Source organism: Achromobacter sp. Root565, from assembly GCF_001427425.1.
Classification (GTDB): domain Bacteria; phylum Pseudomonadota; class Gammaproteobacteria; order Burkholderiales; family Burkholderiaceae_B; genus Achromobacter; species Achromobacter spanius_D.
Genome location: NZ_LMGO01000001.1, coordinates 42,242 through 62,609, shown reverse-complemented (window position 1 = coordinate 62,609; position 20,368 = coordinate 42,242). Strand labels below are relative to the sequence as shown.

17 protein-coding genes are annotated in these 20,368 nt (G+C 68.1%); 11 read left to right on the top strand and 6 right to left on the bottom strand.

Annotated features, from left to right (window positions below):
• Positions 1–109: 109 nt before the first annotated feature.
• From ASD71_RS00315 to ASD71_RS00295, 5 genes are all read left to right on the top strand, one after another.
• Complete coding sequence (locus tag ASD71_RS00315) at positions 110–352, top strand: hypothetical protein (protein WP_056558365.1); 243 nt, start codon at positions 110–112, stop codon at positions 350–352.
• Between the two features lie 158 nt (positions 353–510).
• The gene (locus tag ASD71_RS00310) at positions 511–987 is read left to right on the top strand and encodes a sigma-70 family RNA polymerase sigma factor (protein ID WP_235511986.1); all 477 of its coding nucleotides are present in this window, start codon (positions 511–513) and stop codon (positions 985–987) included.
• 11 nt (positions 988–998) lie between these two features.
• Positions 999–2,000, top strand: coding sequence for a FecR domain-containing protein (locus tag ASD71_RS00305; RefSeq protein WP_056558359.1), 1,002 nt, complete (start codon positions 999–1,001; stop codon positions 1,998–2,000).
• 164 nt (positions 2,001–2,164) lie between these two features.
• Complete coding sequence (locus ASD71_RS00300) at positions 2,165–4,636, top strand: TonB-dependent receptor (RefSeq protein ID WP_082578729.1); 2,472 nt, start codon at positions 2,165–2,167, stop codon at positions 4,634–4,636.
• Positions 4,637–4,707: 71 nt separating this feature from the next.
• Positions 4,708–5,055 carry a hypothetical protein gene (locus ASD71_RS00295; protein WP_056558356.1) on the top strand — a complete coding sequence of 116 codons (348 nt, stop codon included), beginning with the start codon at positions 4,708–4,710 and terminating at the stop codon, positions 5,053–5,055.
• Between the two features lie 18 nt (positions 5,056–5,073).
• Here the strand turns inward: ASD71_RS00295 and ASD71_RS00290 are convergent, their stop codons facing one another.
• Positions 5,074–6,717 (bottom strand): ATP-binding protein, encoded by a 1,644-nt coding sequence (locus ASD71_RS00290; protein ID WP_056566169.1) that lies wholly within the window; start codon positions 6,715–6,717, stop codon positions 5,074–5,076.
• A gap of 141 nt (positions 6,718–6,858) precedes the next feature.
• Here ASD71_RS00290 and ASD71_RS00285 point away from each other — a divergent pair, with 141 nt between their 5' ends.
• The 3 genes from ASD71_RS00285 (at position 6,859) to ASD71_RS00275 (ending at position 10,899) form a co-directional block, all read left to right on the top strand.
• Positions 6,859–7,377 carry a sigma-70 family RNA polymerase sigma factor gene (locus ASD71_RS00285; protein ID WP_304438787.1) on the top strand — a complete coding sequence of 173 codons (519 nt, stop codon included), beginning with the start codon at positions 6,859–6,861 and terminating at the stop codon, positions 7,375–7,377.
• Positions 7,374–8,345, top strand: coding sequence for a FecR domain-containing protein (locus ASD71_RS00280; protein WP_056558349.1), 972 nt, complete (start codon positions 7,374–7,376; stop codon positions 8,343–8,345). Before ASD71_RS00285 ends, ASD71_RS00280 begins: the two co-directional genes overlap by 4 nt.
• Positions 8,346–8,439: 94 nt before the next feature.
• Positions 8,440–10,899 carry a TonB-dependent receptor gene (locus ASD71_RS00275; RefSeq protein WP_056558345.1) on the top strand — a complete coding sequence of 820 codons (2,460 nt, stop codon included), beginning with the start codon at positions 8,440–8,442 and terminating at the stop codon, positions 10,897–10,899.
• Here ASD71_RS00275 and ASD71_RS00270 read toward each other — a convergent pair.
• Genes ASD71_RS00270 through acnA form a run of 3 tightly spaced genes read right to left on the bottom strand, consistent with a single transcriptional unit; the run spans position 10,896 to position 15,519 of the window.
• On the bottom strand, positions 10,896–11,945 hold the full coding sequence (locus ASD71_RS00270; protein WP_056558342.1) for a lactonase family protein: 1,050 nt from the start codon (positions 11,943–11,945) through the stop codon (positions 10,896–10,898). The genes ASD71_RS00275 and ASD71_RS00270 overlap by 4 nt on opposite strands.
• Positions 11,946–11,995: 50 nt before the next feature.
• The gene (locus ASD71_RS00265) at positions 11,996–12,892 is read right to left on the bottom strand and encodes a GntR family transcriptional regulator (protein WP_056558339.1); all 897 of its coding nucleotides are present in this window, start codon (positions 12,890–12,892) and stop codon (positions 11,996–11,998) included.
• Positions 12,889–15,519 carry an aconitate hydratase AcnA gene (acnA, locus tag ASD71_RS00260; RefSeq protein ID WP_056558335.1) on the bottom strand — a complete coding sequence of 877 codons (2,631 nt, stop codon included), beginning with the start codon at positions 15,517–15,519 and terminating at the stop codon, positions 12,889–12,891. Before acnA ends, ASD71_RS00265 begins: the two co-directional genes overlap by 4 nt.
• Positions 15,520–15,608: 89 nt before the next feature.
• Between acnA and ASD71_RS00255 the strand changes: the two genes are divergently transcribed.
• On the top strand, positions 15,609–16,592 hold the full coding sequence (locus ASD71_RS00255) for a tripartite tricarboxylate transporter substrate binding protein (RefSeq protein ID WP_056558332.1): 984 nt from the start codon (positions 15,609–15,611) through the stop codon (positions 16,590–16,592).
• 24 nt (positions 16,593–16,616) lie between these two features.
• Here ASD71_RS00255 and ASD71_RS00250 read toward each other — a convergent pair whose 3' ends face one another.
• Complete coding sequence (locus ASD71_RS00250) at positions 16,617–17,261, bottom strand: 2OG-Fe(II) oxygenase (RefSeq protein ID WP_056566165.1); 645 nt, start codon at positions 17,259–17,261, stop codon at positions 16,617–16,619.
• 174 nt (positions 17,262–17,435) lie between these two features.
• Between ASD71_RS00250 and ASD71_RS00245 the strand changes: the two genes are divergently transcribed.
• Positions 17,436–18,128, top strand: coding sequence for an HAD family phosphatase (locus ASD71_RS00245; protein WP_056566162.1), 693 nt, complete (start codon positions 17,436–17,438; stop codon positions 18,126–18,128).
• Positions 18,129–18,229: 101 nt separating this feature from the next.
• Here ASD71_RS00245 and ASD71_RS00240 read toward each other — a convergent pair whose 3' ends face one another.
• Positions 18,230–19,012, bottom strand: a complete 783-nt coding sequence (locus ASD71_RS00240) for an SDR family oxidoreductase (protein ID WP_056566159.1) — start codon at positions 19,010–19,012, stop codon at positions 18,230–18,232.
• A gap of 326 nt (positions 19,013–19,338) precedes the next feature.
• Between ASD71_RS00240 and ASD71_RS00235 the strand changes: the two genes are divergently transcribed.
• Entirely contained in the window at positions 19,339–19,866 is a 528-nt protein-coding gene (locus ASD71_RS00235; protein ID WP_056558329.1) for an MgtC/SapB family protein, read from the top strand.
• Positions 19,867–20,368 lie beyond the last annotated feature (502 nt).

Below are 20,368 nucleotides of genomic sequence, written 5' to 3'. Positions count from 1 at the left end.
CGGTCTTTTTGACAGGGGACAAGCGGGACCGGACGCTATACGATCGGTGTGATCCACCCTGCGAGGACAGCGCGTCCTTGCACATAAGCTTCACCAGGAGGAGACCTGGATGCCTCATTTGGATTGGACGCCCGGCGACACCGTGCCGGACCGCCAGGGTTATTACGAGACGCGGCTCGATACCGGCAGCACCGCGATTTCGCTGTATAGCGTACTGGGCTGGATGCCCTTGAAGACGCCGGGCAACCTGGTGAGCTGGCGCGCGCTGCCCCCCGCCGTCGAACGCCAGGAAGCCGAACGCCATATACAGGAGATACGCGCCGCGCAGAGCCACATCCCGATGGACTACTAGCGGCGCCACGCCGCCAGACGGCTGGCGTGTGGGGCAGAGCCTTGCAAAGACGGAAACCGCATCTATAATTGCGAATCATTTTCATCTCGTCTTGCTCTCAGGCGGCGACGCCGGGCCGCACCGCCATGCCATCCTCCTCATTTGCCTCTCGTGCAGAGGTGCAGTCCGTTTATCAGGCCCATCATCAATGGCTGCGGGGCGTGTTGCACCGCAAGCTGGGCAATGCGTCGGATGCGGCCGACCTGGCGCACGACACGTTCGAGCGCCTGATCCGCGCCAATGTCCGCGAACCGCTCAATGAACCGCGCGCCTACCTGCGCACCATCGCCACCCGGTTGCTGATCGGCCGGGCGCGCCGCGCCGCGTTGGAAGCCGCCTACGCCGAGACGCTGTCGCTGCAGCCCGTGGCGGTCGAACCCTCGGTCGAGGCCCGCGCGCTGATCCTGGAGGCGCTTGCGGAAGTCTGCGAACTGCTGGACGCCTTGCCGATGACCAGCCGCCGGATCTTCCTGATGGCGCAGATCGACGGCCTGTCGTATGCCGAGATCGGCCAGCAGTTGGGCCTGACGCCCAACGCCGTTCAGAAGTCGCTGGCGCGCGCGCTGGTGCACTGCTACACGGCCGTCTACGGCTGATCCCCGGATATATGGACAACGCCAAGCTGCTGCGGCCCCACGCGCCCGAGGCCGGCGCCATCGATCCCAAAGTGATCCGGCAGGCCGCGGACTGGTGGGCGCGTCTGCGCGAAGACGCCAGCCCCGCCGACCGCGATCGTTTCGAGCGCTGGCGGCGGGCGGAACCTTCCCACGAACTGGCATGGCAACGGCTGGGCGCATTGACGCGCGACGTGGCGGCGGGCGTGGCGCAGGCGGGGCCGTCGGTGGCGTCGCGCACCTTGCTGCAGGCGCCGCTGATCCAATCCCGCCGTACCGCAATGCGCCTGATGTTCGCCGCCGTTGGTGTCGGTCTGGGCGCCTGGGCCGTGGGCGAGCGCGACGCGATCCGCCGCTTGTCGGCGGACCTGCGCACCGGCACGGGCGAACGCCGGTCAGTGACGCTGCCGGATGGCACGCAGGTCGAATTGAACGCCGGCACCGCGGTGGATCTGCGCTATACCGCGAGCCAGCGCGAACTCGTGCTGCTGCAAGGTGAGATCCTGATCGCGACGGCGCGCGATGCCAACGGCCGGCCGTTCAGCGTGCGCACGCGCGGGGGCGTGGTGACGCCGGTGGGCACGCGCTTTCTGGTGCGCGATCTGGAGGCCGGACGCATGCGGGTGGCGGTGCTGGAAGGCGCGGTGGACGTGCGCGGCTTGGCGCCGGACACGGCGCCGCGGCGCGTGCGGGCCGGCGAACAGGCGGAATTCACCGCGGGCGGCAGCTTTGCGGCGGGGACGCTGGAACCCGGCGTGTCCGCCTGGCTGGACCGCATGCTGATCGCGGACGAGATGCCCATGTCGGCCTTCCTGAACGAACTGGGCCGCTACCGCCCGGGCCTGCTGCATTGCACGGACGCGGCCGCCGGGCTGCGCGTGGTGGGAGCGTTCCCGCTGGGCGACACCGACAAGGTGCTGGCCATGCTTGAAGAAATCCTGCCGGTGCAGGTGCGCCGCTACACCCGCTACTGGGTGACGGTGAGCCACGTGTGAACCGCGTTGCCCTGTGATTCTCATCCCTCGGCGAGTCGCAGTTCCTTCATCGCCGGCTTTTTTGTAACAGCAACGGCGGATATCCCGATCTCGCGCTTCATGTAAGGAAAGCAGCCCGGTATGTCGAGGCTGCGCCGACTTTTCATGAGCCTGGGAACCCTTTCATGTCACCTCGTCCTGTCCGCGCCGCGAGCGCTGCGGCGCTTGTCCGTCTCCCCCTGCGCCGCACGGCGCTGAGCGCCGCATTGCGGCGTTCCGCGCCGCTTGCCGCGGTTGCCGTCCTGGCGCCGGTGGCGGTGCATGCCCAGGCTCAGGGCCAGGCGCCGCGTGCCGTTGCGTTCAGCATTCCCGCGGGTCCTTTGAGCGCGGCGCTGGGCACGTTTGGCGTGCAGGCGGGCGTGATGGTGGCGTCCGATCCCGGCCTGACGGCCGGTGCCACGACGCGGGGACTGACGGGCACGTACGCCGTGGACGCCGCGCTCGAGCGCCTGCTGGCAGGCACGGGCCTGCAAGCGGTTGCGCGCGCCGAGGGCGGCTATCGCCTGCGGCAGGCGCCGGCCGAGGCGGCCGCGACGCTGGCGCCCGTGACGGTGACGGGCACCTACAACACCACGACGGACGGCACGGGTTCTTACACGTCGCCGGCGGTCACCATCGGCAAGACGGCGCAGGCGCTCAAAGACATTCCGCAATCCATCACCGTGCTGACGCGGCAGCGGATGGACGACCAGGACATGACCAGCCTGCCCGACGCCGTCAACAACACCGCGGGCATGGTCGGCGTGCAGGGCGTGGGCGCCGGCGTCGCGATCAATTCGCGCGGCTTCCCCGTGGATCTGCTGCAATACGACGGCGTGTCCCTGCTGCGCAACAGCTACAGCCTGGGCAACTGGGAACAGGATTCGCTGGTGTTCTATGACCGCGTGGAGATCCTGCGCGGCGCGGCGGGCCTGCTGCAAGGCGCGGGCAGCCCCGGCGGCGCGATCAACCTGGTGCGCAAGCGCGGCGGCACGGAACCGTCGGTGGTCGTGACGGGCAAGGTGGGCTCGTGGGATCACTATGGCTTGACGCTGGATGCAGGCGGCCCGCTCAACGAATCGGGCACGCTGCGCGGGCGCGTGGTGCTGGATGAAGACCGCAGCCATTCGTACATCGACTACGTGTGGGACAAGACGCGCAACCTGTATGCTGCGCTGGACTACGACATTACCGAGAACACGACGGTGGGCCTGGGTGTCAGCAACCGGTACAGCCGGTCGCGGCCCATGTTCGTCGGCTATCCCCGTTATGAAGATGGGGGCAGCCTGGACCTGCCGCGCTCGACGTTCACCGGCTCGACCTGGAACCGGGCCACCAACGACCAGACCATCTTCAACGCCGACGTCACGCATCGCTTCAATTCCTCGTGGCGCTTCCGGCTTGCCGGCGTGGCGATGGACGAAGACAACACGACGGTGCACCAGCGCGTCACCGGACCCGTGCAGCGTGACGGCAGCGGAATGGACTACGGCAATTTCGGCGTGGACTTCACGAGCCGCCAGCGCGGCATGGACATGTCGGTGGCGGGTGACTTCAACGCCTGGGGCATGGCGCAGGAAGTGGTGATCGGCGCCAACTACTCCAAGCTCACGACGAATGACCGGTTCACCCGCTCGTGGGAGAGTGGCGGCAATATCTTCGATCTGGACCATCACCGTCCGTGGCAGGACATCGATTCCATCGTCGCCGCCAGCGGCTACGATTCGCGCAGCGCCTACGACATCCGGCAGAAGGGCATCTACGGCACGTGGCGCGTCAAGCCCACGCAATCCCTGGCGCTGATCGGCGGCGGCCGCGTCGGCTGGTTCGACTACAGCTACAGCGGCGGAGGCGATACCACGACGTCGTCGACCTCGGGCAAGTTCATTCCGTACGCCGGCATCGTGTATTCGCTGACGGACAACTGGTCGGTGTATGGCAGCTACACCACGGTGTTTGAACCGCAGACCGAGCGCACGGTGTCGGGCAGCCTGCTCAAGCCGATCGAGGGCAACAACTACGAGGTCGGCGTGAAGGGTGAACTGGCGGACGGCCGGGTCAATACGCTGCTTGCCTTGTTCCGCTACGACCACAAGAACCGTGCGGTCAACGATTACGACGCCGGGTTCGCCTGCAACGGCTGGTACTGCTCGCGCGCGGCCGGCAAGGTCCGCAGCCAGGGCGTCGAGGCCGAGATTTCCGGCGAGGTGGTCAAGGGGCTGGAGCTGTATGCCGGCTACGCCTACAACACCACCAAGTTCCTGGAAGATCCGGACAACCAGGGCAAGGTCTTCAACACCTGGACGCCCAAGCACATGCTGCGCCTGTGGGCCAACTACAGGCTGCCGGGCACGTGGAACCGCCTGAGCGTGGGCGCCGGCGTGAATACGCAGACGTCGACGATCAGCTCGGACCGCGAATTCAAGCTGGCGGGATTCACGATCTGGAACGCGCGGGTGGGTTACCAGGCCACGCCGGAACTGAGCTTCGGGCTGAACGTAAACAACGTGTTCGACAAGAAGTACTACGTGCCTTCGTACAACACGCTGTCCAGCAACAACTACTACGGCGAGCCTCGCAATGTGATGCTGACCGTGCGCTACGCGCCCAAGCTGTAAGGACGCGCGCGGGGGCTCGTGTATAACGTCCGGGACGGCGCCACCCGTGCGCGCCGTGCAAGGAGCTGATTTTGCGCGAGTCCGTGGCGACGTTCCTGGATGCCGGCCTGCTGGTGCTGGCGGTGCTGGCCTTTGTGCTGCCGGCGCTGTCGGCGCTGGCTTTGCTTCTGCGCGCCCGGCCGCATCGCTTTCCGCGCTTGAACACCCCGGGCTGGCGCCGCGCCGGCGTGGCGGTGCTGTGGCTGCCGTTCATCGTCATGGCGGTGTATGGCGGCGTGGCGTGGTGGGCGGCCAGCGTCTATGACCGCTATTATTTTTTCGGCCTGCTGATCTGCTTTGCGTATCTGCTGTTCGCCATGCTGCTGTCGGGGGCGGGGCTGTTCTGGATCCGCACGACCCGGCGCCTGCCGTCCGCGTGAGTACCCGCCGGCCGCGTTTCAGCGCATCAGCGCATGCACCTGGCTCGCCAGGTCATCAAGCGTGAATGGCTTCTGCAACACGGGCGTACCTGCCGCCGGCGCGTTGTCACCCTCGGCGCTTTCGCCGTAGCCCGTGATGAACAGCACCTTCATTCCCGGCCGCAATATCCTGCCGGTCTCCGCCACCCGCCGCCCGTTCACGCCGCCCGGCAAGGCCAGGTCACAGACCAATAGGTCGATCCGGTCCTGTGTGGTCAGATGCTTGAGCGCGCTGGCGCCGTCCGTCGCTTCGATCACGTCGAAGCCGATTTCCTTCAGCAGTTCGGCGGTGACTTCGCGCACGGCCGGATCGTCCTCGGCCAGCAGCACCGTCCCGCCCTGCAGGGCCCGCGGCGGCAGGGCTGATGCCGTGTCGGCGGCGACCTCGATGCGGGCGCTGCCATGGCGCGGAAAGTAGAGGTCGATATCCGTGCCCCGGTCCGGTTGCGAGCGCACCTGGATATGTCCGCCGGATTGACGGACGAAGTTGTGAACCAGCGCAAGTCCCAGGCCGGTGCCGCGCTCGGCCGGCTTGGTGGTGTAGAAGGGTTCGAACATGCGGCGTATCGTTTCGGGCGACATGCCGCACCCTGTGTCGGACACGCGCAGCCGCACGTGGTCCCCCGGTTGCAGACCGCGCTCGCGCGCGATCTCGGCGTCCAGGGTCACGTTGCATGTCGCGATGCGCAGCGTGCCGCTGGCGGACAGCGCGTCGCGTGCATTCAGGCACAGGTTCAGCAGCGCATTTTCAAGCTGGTGCGCGTCTACCCAGACCGGCCACAACCCGGCGGCGCAGTCCAAGTCCAGCGTGACCGCCGATCCGGCGCTGCGCGCGATCAGCGCCTCCATGTCGGCGATGACATCATTGATGTCCACCGCCTTGCGCTCCAGCGGATGGCGGCGCGAAAAGTTCAGCAGGCGGCGCGTCAGGACGGCCGCCTTGTCGGCGCCGCTTTTTGCGACCGCGATATGACGGCCGAGGTCATCGGTCCGCCCCTGCGCGAGGCGCTGCGACAAAAAATCCAGGCTGCCGGAGATGCCCGTCAGCAGATTGTTGAAGTCATGCGCGACGCCGCCCGTCAGTTGGCCGATGGCTTCCATCTTCTGGCTTTGGCGCAAGGCATCTTCGGTCAGGCGCAGCGCGTCGGCCTGCGCCTTTTCGGCGCCGACCCGCGCGGTGGTATCAATGACGGTGTCGATCATGCCGACGACATCGCCGTTTTCATCGCGCACGGGGCTATAGCAGAACGTGAAGTTGGCCATCTCGGCGCGGCCGGATCGGTGGACGACGAGCGGATAGTCCTCGATGAAGGTAGCCTCGCCGGCGTAGGCGCGTTCGGCGAACGGGCCGATCAGCGACCAGGCTTCGCGCCAGATCTCATCGAACGGGCGGCCCAGCGCGTCAGGCTTGGCGCCCAGGATGGGTACGAACGTATCGTTGTAGATCGAGATGAGTTCGGGCCCCCAGACCAGACAGGACGGGAACCGGGATGACAGCACCATGCTCGCGGCAATGCGCAACGAGGCGGGCCAGCAAGCGATGGGACCGAGCGGCGTGGCCGACCAGTCGTGGCGGCTGACTCGTGCGCCCATTTCCCCGCCGCTGGCAAGGAACAGAGGCATGGACGGGTCGTTCTGCATGGCGCTCGATAGGGGGGCGGGGGATGTGACCGATTCTATCCCAGCGCCTGGGCGCGTGCGCGCGGACAGGCGGCTCGTATAGAATAAAAACAATTCCTATTTGCATATATGCCGAGGTGCGCCTTGCCTGCGCCGCTATCCCCATCCGCCGACAACGTCACCCAGCTTTATCGCGAGCACCACGGTTGGCTCTCGATGTGGCTGCGCAAGAAGCTGGGCAGTTCCTTCGACGCCGCGGATCTGGCGCACGACACCTTCGTGCGGCTGATGGCGGGCCGGCGCCGCGAAGAGACCGGCGCCGAGCCGCGCGCGCTGCTGACCCACATCGCCAAGGGCCTGGTGGCGGACCATTGGCGCCGCCGCGCGGTGGAAGACGCCTACCTGGCGGCCGTGGCACACGTGCCCGAGGCTGAAGCCCCGTCGCCGGAAGCGCGCGCCCTGATCCTGGAAACGCTGCACGCCATCGACGCCGCGCTGCGTTCGCTGCCCGTCCGCACACGCGAGGTGTTTCTGCTGTCGCAGTTCGACGGCATGGGCTATGACGAGATCGCGCGCAAGCTGCGCGTGTCGCTGTCGACCGTCAAGCGCCATATGCAGGCTGCCTTTGCCGCGTGCCTGCTCGCCTATCAGGCGGACGCGTGAACGCGGCCATTGACCCCGCCATCCTCCACGAAGCGGCCGGCTGGCTGGTGCGTCTGCAGTCCGAGACGTTGTCGGCGGCGGATCGCGCGGCGCTGGCCCGTTGGCGGGCGCGCAGCGCCGATCATGAAGCCGCCTGGCAACGCGCCGAGGCGATGCTGCGCGGTTTTGGCCAGGTGCCGCCGCGGATTGGCAGGCAAGCGCTGCGGCAGGCAGACCGCACCGGACGCCGCCAGGCCGTGCGCGCGCTGGCGGGGTTGCTGGTGCTGGGACCGGCCGCCTGGCTGGGCGTGCGCGAGCTGCCCTGGCGAGAATGGCGCGCGGACCTGCGCACGGCGACCGGCGAGCAGCGCCGCGTCGAACTGGCCGATGGCACGCAACTGGTGCTGAACACGGCCAGCGCCGTGGACGTCGACTACACCCCGACGCAACGCGTGCTGTGGCTGCGCGCGGGCGAAATCCTGCTGACGACGGGACGCGATCCCGCGCCGGCGCCGCGCCCGTTCCTGGTGCAGACGACGCAGGGCGTGCTGCGGGCGCTGGGCACGCGATTCATGGTCCGCGACGAAGGGGCCAGCGTCCGGGTGGCGGTTTACGAAGGCGCGGTCGAGGTCCGGCCGGCCCGGGCGGACGCCAGCGCCCTGGTGCTGGCGGCGGGCGAGCAGACCGTCTTCACGGCCAGCGGGGCCGCGGCGCGGGTCCCGGCGGATTCGTTGGCGGCGTCGTGGGCGGACGGCATGCTGGCCGCGCGCAACTGGCGGCTGGCCGATCTGGTGGATGAACTGGGCCGCTATCGCCACGGTGTGCTGCGTTGCGATCCCGCCGTGGCCGAGCTACGCGTGTCGGGGGCGTTTCCGTTGAACGACATCGAAGCCAGTCTGCGTCTGCTGCAAAAGACGCTGCCGGTTCGGGTGAGCCGCGTGACCCCGTGGTGGACGACGATTGCGCCGCGCGCCGCCGTTACAAATTAATCTCCGATCGGCTGACACTTTTTTCCGCTTCGTCCGGTGTACCGGGTGAACCGCCGCGACATGCGCGCCACCCCTACCCACGAAGGATCGTTTCATGGTTTCCCGACTCTCCCGATCGCCCCGCCTGCCGCGCGGCATTGCCGTCCTGTCGCCCGCGGCGTCGCTGGTCCGGGCCGCCGGCCTGGGGCTGGCGCTACTCGCGGCCTCGGGAATGCCGGCGCCCACGTTCGCGGCCGAGACCGCCAGCGCCGCGCCGCGCAAGTCCTACGCCATTGCGCCGGGACCCCTGGGCGACGTGCTGGCGCAGTTTGCCGCCAGTGCGGGCGTGCCGCTGTCGTTTGATCCCGCCCTGGTGGCGGGCCATCACAGCGACGGCCTGCAGGGCGACTACACCGTGCGGGAAGGGTTCGCGCGGCTGCTGTCGGGGTCCGGTGCGCTGGCCGAACAGGGCGGCGGCGCGTATTCGCTGCGCAAGCTGCCGGCAGCCGCTGGCGAGACCACCGTGCTGCCCGCCGTGACGGTGGACGGGGCAGGCGTCAGCCCCTCGGCGTTGCCGGCCGAGTTCGCGGGCGGCCAGGTGGCTCGCGGCGCGCGGATGGGTCTATTGGGCAACCGCGACGTGATGGACGCGCCGTTCAATGTCACCAGCTACACGTCGGAATTGCTGGCGAACCGCCAGGCCGTTACCCTGGCCGATGCGCTGACTGTGGAGCCGTCCGTGCGCTTTACCGGCCAGATCGGCGGCGTGACCGATTCGTTCTACATCCGCGGCTTTCCCATCGGCGAAGGCAACCTCGGCGAAATCGCCTTTGATGGCGTGTATGGCGTCGCGCCCAACTATCACGTCTTCACCGACTACATCGAGCGCGTGGAAGTGCTGAAGGGGCCGGCCGCGCTGCTGTACGGCATGTCGCCCAACAGCGGGGTGGGCGGCGTCATCAACATGGTGCCCAAGCGCTCGCTGCCCGAGGACTTGACCCGCGTGTCGGCCGACTACGTCGGCGACTCGCAGTTCGGCGCCCGGGTCGACCTGAGCCGCCGGTTTGGCGACGCGGGCGAATGGGGCGTGCGGGTCAACGGCATGCAGCGGCAGGGCGATACGCCGCTGGACAACATGAAATCGCGTACGACCATCGGCGCGCTGTCCCTGGATTACCAGGGCGAACGGCTGCGCGCCTCGCTGGACCTGTTGACGCAGCACGAGAAGATCGACGCCCCGACGCGGCCATTCCTGGTGGCGCCGGGCATTGCCGTGCCGCGCGCCGCGGACGGCCGCCGCAACGCCACGCAGCCGTGGGGCTGGTGGAAGTCTGACGGCCAATCGGCGCTGCTGCGCGTGGAATACGACATCAGCGACCGCCTGACGGTGTTCGCGGACGCCGGCGGCTCGGACACCACCGTGTCGCGCCTGTCGGACCAGACGCCCACCATCGTGAACGAGGCCGGCGACACCGTGGTGACGCCCAACAACTTCCGTTTTCAGGTCAACCGCAGCACCTACAACGCCGGGTTGCGCGCCAAGCTGGACACGGGGCCGGTGCGCCACGCGATCAGCGTCATGGGCAGCCTGTACAGCGACCGCAACCTGCAGGCCAGCGTGAACGGCACACCGCTCACGTCCAACATCTACCGCCCGATCACGCGTCCCGAACAGCACATTCCCGCGCCCGCCAACGTACCCAAGGTGTCGTCGTCCGACCTGTCCGGACTGGCGCTGGCCGACACGCTCAGCATCCTGGACGAGCGCGCGCAGTTGACGCTGGGCCTGCGCCACCAGCGCATCGAATCGCGCAACTTCAACGGCGCCACGGGCGTGCGGACCGTCAGCTACGACGAAAGCGCGACCACGCCGCTGGCGGGCCTGGTCATCAAGCCCTGGCACAACGTCTCGCTCTACGCCAACTACATCGAGGGCCTGAGCAAGGGCGACGTGGCGCCCGCCACCGCCACCAACGCGGGAGAGGTCTTCAAGCCGTACAAGGCCAAGCAGAAGGAAGTGGGCGTCAAGGTCGAGCTGGACAGCGCGATGGTGACGCTGAGCGCCTTCGAGATCACCAAGCCCAGCGGGCAGCTCACGAACGGGGTGTACGCCGCCGATAGCGAGCAGCGCAACCGCGGGCTGGAATTGAACGTGTCCGGCGAACCGATGCGCGGTCTGCGCCTGTTGGGGGGCGTGACGTTCCTGGATGGCGAGCTGACGCGCACCAACAGCGCGGCCACGCAGGGCAACCGGCCCGTGGGCGTGCCGACCGTCGCCGTCAACCTGGGCGCCGAGTGGGACACGCCGTGGGTGACCGGGCTGACGTTGACGGGCGGCATGGTCTACACCGGTCGCGAATACATCAACCAGGCCAACACGCAGTCCGTGCCGTCGTGGACGACGTTCGACCTGGGCGCGCGCTATGCCCTAAAGGTTCAGGGCCGGGACGTCACGCTGCGCGCCAACGTCGTCAATGTGTTCAATCGCGCCTATTGGTCCGGTGTGGCGTCGTACGGCACGATCTCGCAGGGCGTGCCGCGCACCGTCATGCTGTCGGCGACGATGGACTTTTAACGGCTGGCAAACACCATGCACACCGGGCTGCCGACGGGCAGCGCATAGCCGTCGTGCGCCAGCGTGCCGCTGGCCGGATCGACACGAAACCGCTGCAGCGTGTCGCTGTCTTCGTTCAGCGTGAAGACAAAGCGGCCGTCGGGCGACAGCGTGAAAAAGCGTGGTGTCTTGCCGTGCGTGTGGGCGTGCTGCACGAGGGTCAGACGGCCAGTTGCGACGTCCACCCGAAACACTGCGATGCTGTCGTCACCCCGATTTGACGCGTACAGGTGCAGGCCATCGGGGTCCAGCGCAATGCCGGCGGCGCGGCTGTTGCCGGTATAGGTGTCGGGCAGGGTGGGCAGCACCTGTGAAGGGCGCAGCGCGCCCGCGTCCACGTCATAGACCGTGACGGTGTTGTCCAGTTCGTTGACGACATACAGCCATTTTCCTGACGGATGAAAGACCGCATGGCGCGGCCCCGCGCCTTCGCGTGCGGCCGCGACGCTGGCAGGCTGCGCGCCAATGCCGTGCGCGTCGGCGGGATACAGAAACACCCGGTCCAGCCCCTTGTCCGGCACCGCGACATACTGGCCCGACGGGTCGAGCACGTTGAAGTGCGGCTTGGAAAACGGCTGCTCCTTGCGGTGCGGCCCCGGCTCGCCGGCCAGCGGCACCGTCTGCGACACGGCTTGCAGCGCGCCGTCCGCCGCCACGGGCAGCACCGCCAGCGCGCCGGTCAGGTGGTTGGACACCATCAGGTAGCGCGCCGATGGCCCCAGCGCCAGATGGACGGGGTTGCGGCCCTGGCAGTCCTGCATGTGCCAGAGCGTCAGCGTGCCGTCGCGCGGGTCGCGGCGCAGCGCGCTGACCTCGCTGCTGTCGCCGTGCACGGTGTACAGGATCGGCAGCGACGGGTGCGGCAGCAGATACGACGGATTGTGCAGACCCCCCACGATCTGCTTGAGCGTCAGCGTTCCCGTTTCGGGCGCGTAGTCGAACACGCTGATGCCCTCGCCGCGGGCATTGCGTTCCCGGGTGGTCCGGGAGCCGATATAGACATACATGGCGCGAGCCTCTTTTCTGCCAGTTGAAAACAGCCGCGCCACGCGCGGCCCTACGAAGTCAGGATGCCGCTGATGCGGGCCAGGTTGTCGAGCGTGCTGCGCAGGTGCGCGGAAAGCGCGTCGGCCGCTTCGTCGTTGCGTTCGCGTTCCAGCAGATCCAGGATGGCCAGGTGCTGGTCGCAATGCTGCGTGTATCGGCTGCGGTCCTGCATCGAGCGGTAGGACAGCAGGCGGCGCACGCGGTTGACGCGCTTGATCGTGTCGATGAAAAACGGATTGCCGGAGGCTTCCACCAGCGATTCATGAAAGCGCACGCCGCGATCGTGGAGCTGGTCGGCGGTGTCGGTGGCGATGCCGCCGTTCAGCAGGTGCATTTCTGCGGCGCGGCAGCGCGCCAGCACGGATTTTTCGATGCGAAATCCGGGCTCGCGCAGCGCCGCCGGCTCCAGCGCCAGGCGCAGCCGGTAGGACTGCAGCAGGCTGTCGGGCGTCGTCATCATGGACGAGAATTCCCAGCCGTAACCAGGCCGGCGCTGTGCCCAGCCTTCTTGCGAAATGCGGCCCAGCAGCGCTTGGGTCTGCGCATTGGTCAGCGCGTAGCGCGTGCGCAGCAGCGCTTCGCTGCACTGCATCGGCAGTTCACCGCGCAGCAGTTCATCGGCAAGCGCAAAGTACGTCTGCGTGACGATGTCGTCCGCCGATGGGGGCGCGATATCGGTGGGGGCCTCGCCCGCGACGTCAAAGTCGCGCAGCAGGAAGTACCCGCGGTTGGGCTTGCGCGCCACCACGCCGTGTTGCTCCAGGATGCCCAGCGCTTCGTTGACCGGCGAGCGCGACAGCCGCAGGCGGTCGGCGATCTTTTGCGCGCGCAGGTGCGCGCCCTCCTGCAGACGGTCTTCCTTGATGAGGTCCAGAATCTTCGTGACGGTATTGGTTTGCGCGCTCATGGGTGGCGGACGGCCGATGAAATGGTGTCCGACAGAATAGCGGGAATGACGCCGCCCATCTGCAATAGGCGTATCTCCAGCCGGGTCTCGACGGCGGCGGTGGCGGTCAGCGGCTCGGCCTGGCCATCGGCGCGCAGGATGCGCACGGGGATGGCGGCACGGGGCGTCAGCGTGGCGGCCTCGGCGTCGATCTCGATCCTGTCGCCCGGTTGCAGCTGCAGGGTCGCGGGCGTAACCCCGTCGGGCAGGCGCAGCGGCAGGATGCCCATGCCGATCAGATTCGACCGGTGAATGCGTTCGAAGCTGACCGCCAGCACCGCGCGAATTCCGAGCAGGCGCTGGCCCTTGGCCGCCCAGTCGCGCGACGAACCGGTGCCGAAGCGCGCGCCCGCCACCAGCACGACGGGCTGCGACGCCTTGGCGTAATGCGCGGCGGCGTCCCAGATGGGTTCGAGCCGGCCGCTGGGCGCGTGCAACGTATGGCCGACGGGGGCAGCGGGACAGAGCAGATTGGACAGGCTCTTGCTGTAGAACGCGGCGCGCATCATGACTTCCCAGTTGCCGCGGCGCGATGCGAACACGTTCAGGTCGTTGCGGTCGTCGCCGCGTTCGACCAGGAAGTCCGCAATCAGGCTGTCGGGCGGGATGGCGCTGGCGGGCGACAGGTGGTCTGTTGTGACGTCGTCGCCCACGACCAGCAGCGGATACGCGGTGTAGCGGCCCAGTTGGCTGCCGGCCTCGGTGCTGGCAAAAGGTGGGCGGCGCAACGCGGTGGACGCGGCGTCCCACGGAAACCGCGCCGACGCGGGCGATTGCAGGGCCTGCCAGGCGGGGTTCGCGCTGGCGATCTTGAACGCGGCGCGATAGTCGTCGGGTCGCTGCCCGGCGGCCAGCGCGGCGTCGATCTCCGCTTCCGTCGGCCATAGCTCGGACAGGTGCACGGCTCGGCCATCGGACGTCACCTGGACCGGCTCGCGGCTCAGGTCTCTTTCCGCGTCGCCTGCAAGTGCAAAGGCGATGACCAGCGGCGGCGACATCAGAAAGCCCAGGTCCAGATCGGGATGGATCCGGCCCGTGAAATTGCGGTTGCCGGACAGCACCGCCACCGGGTGTATGGCGCCCTCGGCCAGGGCGTCGCGCACCACCGGAGGCAGCGGGCCGGAATTGCCGATGCAGGTGGTGCAACCGTAGCCGACGATATCAAAGCCCACCGCGGCCAGGTCGTCCAGCAGACCGGCGCGCGCCAGGTATTCGGCGGCGGCGGGCGAGCCGGGTCCCAGCGAGGTCTTGACCCAGTGCGGCGGCCGCAGTCCGGCCTGTCGGGCCTTGCGGGCTAGCAGCCCGGCGGCCGTCAACAGGCGCGGATCGGACGTGTTGGTGCAACTGGTGATCGCGGCGATGGCGATGGCGTGGCGGGGAAGGGGTGTGTGCGCGCGCGGCGTGAATTCCATCGACGCGAGAATCTCGCGCGTCTGTCCGTAGGGATGCAGATCCTGCGGGCGCTTGGGGCCGGCGACGTGCATCTGCACGGCATCCAGCGCGATGTTCACCACTCGGGTATAGCGGGGTTCGGCGTCCGGATCCAGCGCGATGCCGGTGCACCGCGCGTAGGCATCCACGCGCGCGATGTGATCTTCAGGACGGCCCGTCTGGCGCAGGTAGGCCAGCGTCTCACCGTCGATGGGGAAGTAGCCCGTGGTCGCGCCGTACTCGGGCGCCATGTTGGCCACGACGCAGCGGCTGCCGGCGGGCAGCGTGGCTACGCCCGGTCCGAAGAATTCAACGAACTCGCCGGAGACGTGGATGGCGCGCAGGCGCTGGGTGACGGTCAAGGCCAGGTCCGTGGCCGTGACGCCGGGCCGGAGCGCGCCCGTCAGCCGCACGCCGATCACGTCGGGAATGCGCAGCATCGTCGGCATGCCGAACATGACCGTCTGCGCTTCCAGGCCGCCCACGCCCCAGCCCAGCACGCCGATGCCGTTGATCATCGGCGTATGGCTGTCGGTGCCGATCATCATGTCGGGATACAGGGCCGTGCCGGCGGGACCCGGCTGCTGGCAGACCACCGTGGCCAGTTGCTCCAGATTGATCGTGTGCATGATGCCGGTGCCGGGCGGGTGGATGCGCACGTTCGACAGCGCCTTGGAAGCCCAGCGAAGAAAGCGGTAGCGCTCGGCGTTGCGCCGCAGTTCCAGGTCCAGATTGGCTTGCGCCGCATCGGCGCGCGCATAGGCCTCGACGGCCAGCGAGTGGTCCACCGACACGTCCACCGGCAGCACGGGATTCAACACCGATGGATCGACGCCGGCCTCGGCCAGCGCGTCGCGCATGGCGGCAATGTCGACCAAGGCGGGCGTGCTGGTGGTGTCGTGCATCAGCACGCGGCCCGGCTGGAAGGCGATCTCGGATTCGCTGGTGCCGTGCGCCAGCCAGCCGAACAGCGCGGCGACGGCGGCGTCGCGCTCGGCGCCCTGCATGTTGCGCAGCGCGTTCTCCAGCAGCAGGCGCAGCACGACCGGCAGCCGGAAGTAGTCCGCGCCGTATTCGGCGGGCAGGTCCAGGCAGGTGTACGGCACGCCGTTCAGGGTGAAGTGTGCGCAGTGCAGCGGGGCATTGGTGTTTTCCATAGCTGCCAGTTTTGCATATTGCCTGCATAAAATGCAATTAAGGAAAAACCCGGCCGCGCATCGACGCAAGGCCATATCGGAGACAGACCATGCCCCCCATTCGTACCCTGGCCGCCGCCGCGGCCCTGGCGCTTGCCGCCTCAACCCCGCTCCACGCCGCCGACCTGCCGGCAAACCGCCCCATCACCCTGATCGTGCCTTTTGCCGCGGGCGGCGGCGTGGACGGCATGGGCCGGCTGCTGGCCGAGCGTCTGCGCAGCGAACTGCCGCAGGGCGTGGTGGTGGAGAACAAGCCGGGCGCCAGCGGCATGCTGGGTGCGACGGCGGTCGTGCGTTCCGCGCCGGACGGCGCGACGCTGCTGCTGGGATCGGCCGGCGAGACGGCCATCAATCCGCTCGTCTTCAAGAGCAAGATGCAGTACCAGCCGGAAAAGGATCTGGCGCCGGTCGCGCTGATTGCCCGCGTGCCGAACGTGCTGGTCGCCAATCCCAAGCTGCCGGTTGCGAATGTCGAGCAGCTGGTGGCGTATGGCCGCGCGCATCCCGACAAGCTGACGTACGCGACCAGCGGCGTGGGCAACCCGCAGCACCTGAACGGCGAGCTGCTGCAGTCGCTGGCGGGCATCAAGATGGTCCACGTGCCGTACAAGGGCGCCGCAGCGCAACTGGTGGACGTGGCGGCCGGCAGCGTGGACCTCACGTTCGTCAGCCTGGCGGGGGCCTTGCCGTTCATCAAGAGCGGCAAGGTCAAGCCGCTGGCGGTGACGTCCGCGAAGCGCGCGTCGTTCGCACCCGACATTCCCGCGCTGGCCGAGTACGCGCCGCTCAAGGACTACGCGTTGGAAAACTGGTTTGGCGTGTTCGTGCCGGCCAATACGCCGCCGGACGTGCAGCAGAAGCTGGCCGCCGCCATCGACCGCAGCCTGAAGGACGAGAAATTCGTGGCCAGCATTCGCGAGCTGGGCGGTGAAGTGCAGCCGATGAGCCAGGATGAATTCCGCGCGTTCATCAAGGCCCAGACGGCGGTCTTTGCCAAGGTCGTGGCCGACGGCAACATCACGGCGGAGAACTGATACGAGTTGCGCGGCGGGTGGGCGCTATGGCGAGTCGTGCAGCATCAAATCAAGGCCGACGCGTTCACCGCTGCGCACACGGCTGATTGCCTGGCGTTCCGTGACGCGGTAGATGCCCTGCGCGCCCGATACGGGGCGGTGCGACGTTGCGATCACCGCCCCATCGCCCAGGCCCAGCGGCAACACCATCGGGCGCGACTGCATGCGCGGACGCTGCTCGGTCATGACGAGTTCGCCGCCCGTAAAGTCCACGCCGGGCTCGGACAGCAGCACGGTCAGCCGCAACGGAAACACCCTGGCGCCGTCGGCATGCTGCAGCAGCGGCTGGTAGCCGGATGCGTGCAGGCGCTGGATCGTGGAGAGGCTGCGCGTTTGACCTGATTGGCGGTTCTGCCGGATGTAGGCGGGCAGATCGTCCGGGTAGGAGACATCCACGTCCAGGGCGCTTGCCCAGGCGCGCGCCACCGGCAGCAGGCGCGCGTAGAGATCGGCGCGCAGGCTGGCCAGCGGTGGCAGTAAGGGATCGGGCAGGACTTGCAGCCCTGCCAGCGTGCGTGCGTCAGCCGGCGCGTAGAGCGCGGGCAGCAGCGCCCAGCCCTGCGCGTTCAGATCTTGCGCGATGCGTATCCAGTCGTATTGGTCTAGCGGGCGAGAGGCGGGCGTGGTCATGGTCTTGGGCGTGGGCGTGTCTTGGATGCGGTCGTCGTCGTACAAATCCACAGCTTAGCCACGCCGGCGCGCCCCGGCACTCCGCCGTTTGCTGTCCGCAGGGCCGCGCCAGCCGGCGGTCAGTTGCCGTGCAGTATGCTTACCCGCTTCATCGACACTCCCCCGCTGCCCGCAATGACTGATTTTCCCTTTGACGCCGTGCTGTTCGATTGCGATGGCGTCCTGGTCGATTCCGAACCCATCACCAGCCGCGTGCTGACCGAGATGCTCAACGAATTGGGCTGGGGCATCACGCACGCCGAGACGATGCTGATCTTCACCGGTAAGGCGGTCAAGGACGAGCTGCCGCTGATCGAGGCGCGCACCGGCGCCACGATCGATCAAGCGTGGTTCGACCAGTTCCGCCAGCGCCGCAACGATGCGCTGGACCGCGATCTCGTCGAAATCCCCGGCGCGCCCGATGCCGTGCGCGCGCTGCACGAAGCGCTGGGCGGACGCATCGCCGTGGCGTCGGGCGCGGACTGCCGCAAGGTCGAGCTGCAACTGGCCAAGGTGGGCATTGCAGACTGCTTCGAGGGCCGTGTCTTCAGTGGTCACGAAATGCCGCGCAGCAAGCCGTTCCCGGACGTGTACCTGGCGGCCGCGCAGGCGCTGGGCGTGGATCCGGCGCGTTGCGCGATCGTCGAGGATACGGTCACCGGCGCAACAGCGGGCGTGGCCGCCGGCGCCACCGTGTTCGGCTACAGCCCGGGCGAACCGGGCCACAGCGGCGCCCAGGCGCTGCGCAACGTGGGCGTGTCGCACGTGTTCACCGACATGCGGGAATTGCCGGCGCTGCTTTCGGGTTGGCGGGCGGCTGCCGTTTAACGTGGGGGTGCGCGGCCGCCGGCTGACGTGGTGGCTCGCGGCCACCGTTTGATGTGCGGCCAGGCCGGCCGCCACCCGATGTGCAGCCGCCGCGCCGGCCGTCAGCGGCCGTGCGTGGCGTATTGTTCGCCGCCGTCCAGATCGATCACGGTGCCGCTCAAATAACCCGCGCGCGGCGAGGCGCCAAAGACGATCATGTCGGCCACCTCGCCCGGTTCCATCAGCCGCCCGAAGGGCAGATCCGACAGCGTTTCCTGCCAGCGCGATTCGTCGCCCCAGCGCGCCTGCGCGCGTTGCCGTGCCAGCGTCAGCACGCGGTCGGTACGCGTGCGCGACGGATTGACGCCGAACACCCGCACGCCGTGGCGCGGCGATTCGCCGCCCAGCGCGCGCGTAAACGCGATGAGCGAGGCGTTGGCCGCCGCGCCGCAGATGTAATCCGCGCGCGGCGCCGAGCCCGCCATGCCGATGATGTTGGCGATGACGCCCGACCCTGCATCGCGCATCGCCGGATAGCAGTGGCGCGCCAGGCTGATGTAGCCATGCACCTTCAATTCCCAGCCCGCGCGCCAGCGTTCGTCCTGCACCTGATCCAGCGCACCGCCCGGCACGGCGCCCGCATTGTTCACCAGGATGTCGACGGGCCCCGTCTCCTTGCACAGACGTTCGGCCGCGCCAGGCTGCGCCAGATCCAGCGTGACCGCGCCCGCCTGCCGTCCCGTTTGCTCGCGGATGGCGGCGGTGGCGCCATGCAATGCGGCGTCGTCGCGCGCAACCAGTATCGGCTCGGCGCCTTCCCGCGCGAACGCGATGGCGCACGCCAGGCCGATGCCCTTGGAGGCACCCGTGATGAGTACGCGTTTACCCGCCAGCTCCAGATCCATGTAGCGCTCCTGTCGATGCGCGCCGATCGGCGCGGCCTTGCAGACGTTGTAAACCGGATGCGCGGCGGTGTGGGACCTGACGAAGAATTTTTGAAGACCGGACGGCGTGCTGAAGGTGTCTCCGAAGGTGTCTCCGAAGGTGTCTCCGAAGGTGTCTGACACCCAGGTGAGATCGGCTTCATATTGCACGGGTGCCTCAAGGGTGTCAGACACCTGCGCATATCGCACGGGTGCCTCAAGGGTGTCAGACACCGGCGTTGCAGGTGTGCCGCGTCCGCGTGCCGGCCTGCTATGCTCGTTCTCTCCTCGGTTCCAAGGACTCGTCGATGTCGCAAATCTGGCTGGAAATCTGGACGGCGGTGCGTACTGAATTTGCCGATATTCCCGACGTGGCAGAGGCTACGCGCATCGTGCTGCGCTTAAGCATGGCCGTCCTCTTGGGCGGCCTGCTGGGTTACGAACGGGAACGTAGCGGCAAGGCGGCCGGGCTGCGCACGCACATGCTGGTGGCGCTGGGCGCGGCCATTTTCGTGCTGGTGCCGTTGCAGGGCGGCATGGAAGTCGGCGACCTGAGCCGCGTGCTGCAAGGCGTGATCGCGGGCATCGGCTTTCTGGGGGCGGGCGCCATTATCAAGCTGGGCGCCGAGCGCGAAATCCACGGGCTGACGACATCGGCCAGCATCTGGATGACCGCCGCCATCGGCGTGGCGGCCGGCATGGGCCGCGAGGCCACTGCCGTGGTCAGCACCTTGATGGCGCTCTTCGTGCTGGCCGTGCTGCGCCGCGTCGAGGCGCGCATTTCCGCAAGCCAGGAAAAGCGCGTGATCTCGACGGACGACAAGGGGTCACCGTAGTCAGCGCACGCTGTTCCGGTGTCTGACACCCTGGGGAGATGCTCTCCGGTTTGCGGCGGTGTCTCAGCGGGTGTCAGACACCGGACCAGCGTGCGCTCGCCGCGTGCTGTGCGGCGCAGGTGNCGGCGGCGTCTCAGCGGGTGTCAGACACCGGACCAGCGTGCGCTCGCGGCGTCCTGTGCGGCGCAGGTGTCTGACCCCCTAGGGAGATGCTCTTCGGTYTGCGGCGGTGTCTCAGCGGGTGTCAGACACCGGACCAGCGTGCGCTCGCCGCGTGCTGTGCGGCGCAGGTGTCTGACATCCTGGGGAGATGCTCTCCGGTTTGCGGCGGCGTCTCAGCGGGTGTCAGACACCGGACCAGCGTGCGCTCGCGGCGTCCTGTGCGGCGCAGGTGTCTGACACCCTAGGGAGATGCTCTTCGGTCTGCGGCGGTGTCTCAGCGGGTGTCAGACACCGGACCAGCGTGCGCTCGCCGCGTGCTGTGCGGCGCAGGTGTCTGACA

Excerpts from the sequence above, each read along its gene's own strand:
- ASD71_RS00275 (WP_056558345.1), top strand. The coding sequence starts at position 8,440 with ATGGTTTCCCGACTCTCCCGATCGCCCCGCCTGCCGCGCGGCATTGCC.
- acnA (WP_056558335.1), bottom strand. The coding sequence starts at position 15,519 with ATGGAAAACACCAATGCCCCGCTGCACTGCGCACACTTCACCCTGAAC.
- ASD71_RS00235 (WP_056558329.1), top strand. The coding sequence starts at position 19,339 with ATGTCGCAAATCTGGCTGGAAATCTGGACGGCGGTGCGTACTGAATTT.
- ASD71_RS00300 (WP_082578729.1), top strand. The coding sequence starts at position 2,165 with ATGTCACCTCGTCCTGTCCGCGCCGCGAGCGCTGCGGCGCTTGTCCGT.
- ASD71_RS00270 (WP_056558342.1), bottom strand. The coding sequence starts at position 11,945 with ATGTATGTCTATATCGGCTCCCGGACCACCCGGGAACGCAATGCCCGC.
- ASD71_RS00265 (WP_056558339.1), bottom strand. The coding sequence starts at position 12,892 with ATGAGCGCGCAAACCAATACCGTCACGAAGATTCTGGACCTCATCAAG.
- ASD71_RS00315 (WP_056558365.1), top strand. The coding sequence starts at position 110 with ATGCCTCATTTGGATTGGACGCCCGGCGACACCGTGCCGGACCGCCAG.
- ASD71_RS00305 (WP_056558359.1), top strand. The coding sequence starts at position 999 with ATGGACAACGCCAAGCTGCTGCGGCCCCACGCGCCCGAGGCCGGCGCC.
- ASD71_RS00290 (WP_056566169.1), bottom strand. The coding sequence starts at position 6,717 with ATGCCTCTGTTCCTTGCCAGCGGCGGGGAAATGGGCGCACGAGTCAGC.
- ASD71_RS00240 (WP_056566159.1), bottom strand. The coding sequence starts at position 19,012 with ATGGATCTGGAGCTGGCGGGTAAACGCGTACTCATCACGGGTGCCTCC.
- ASD71_RS00250 (WP_056566165.1), bottom strand. The coding sequence starts at position 17,261 with ATGACCACGCCCGCCTCTCGCCCGCTAGACCAATACGACTGGATACGC.
- ASD71_RS00255 (WP_056558332.1), top strand. The coding sequence starts at position 15,609 with ATGCCCCCCATTCGTACCCTGGCCGCCGCCGCGGCCCTGGCGCTTGCC.
- ASD71_RS00245 (WP_056566162.1), top strand. The coding sequence starts at position 17,436 with ATGACTGATTTTCCCTTTGACGCCGTGCTGTTCGATTGCGATGGCGTC.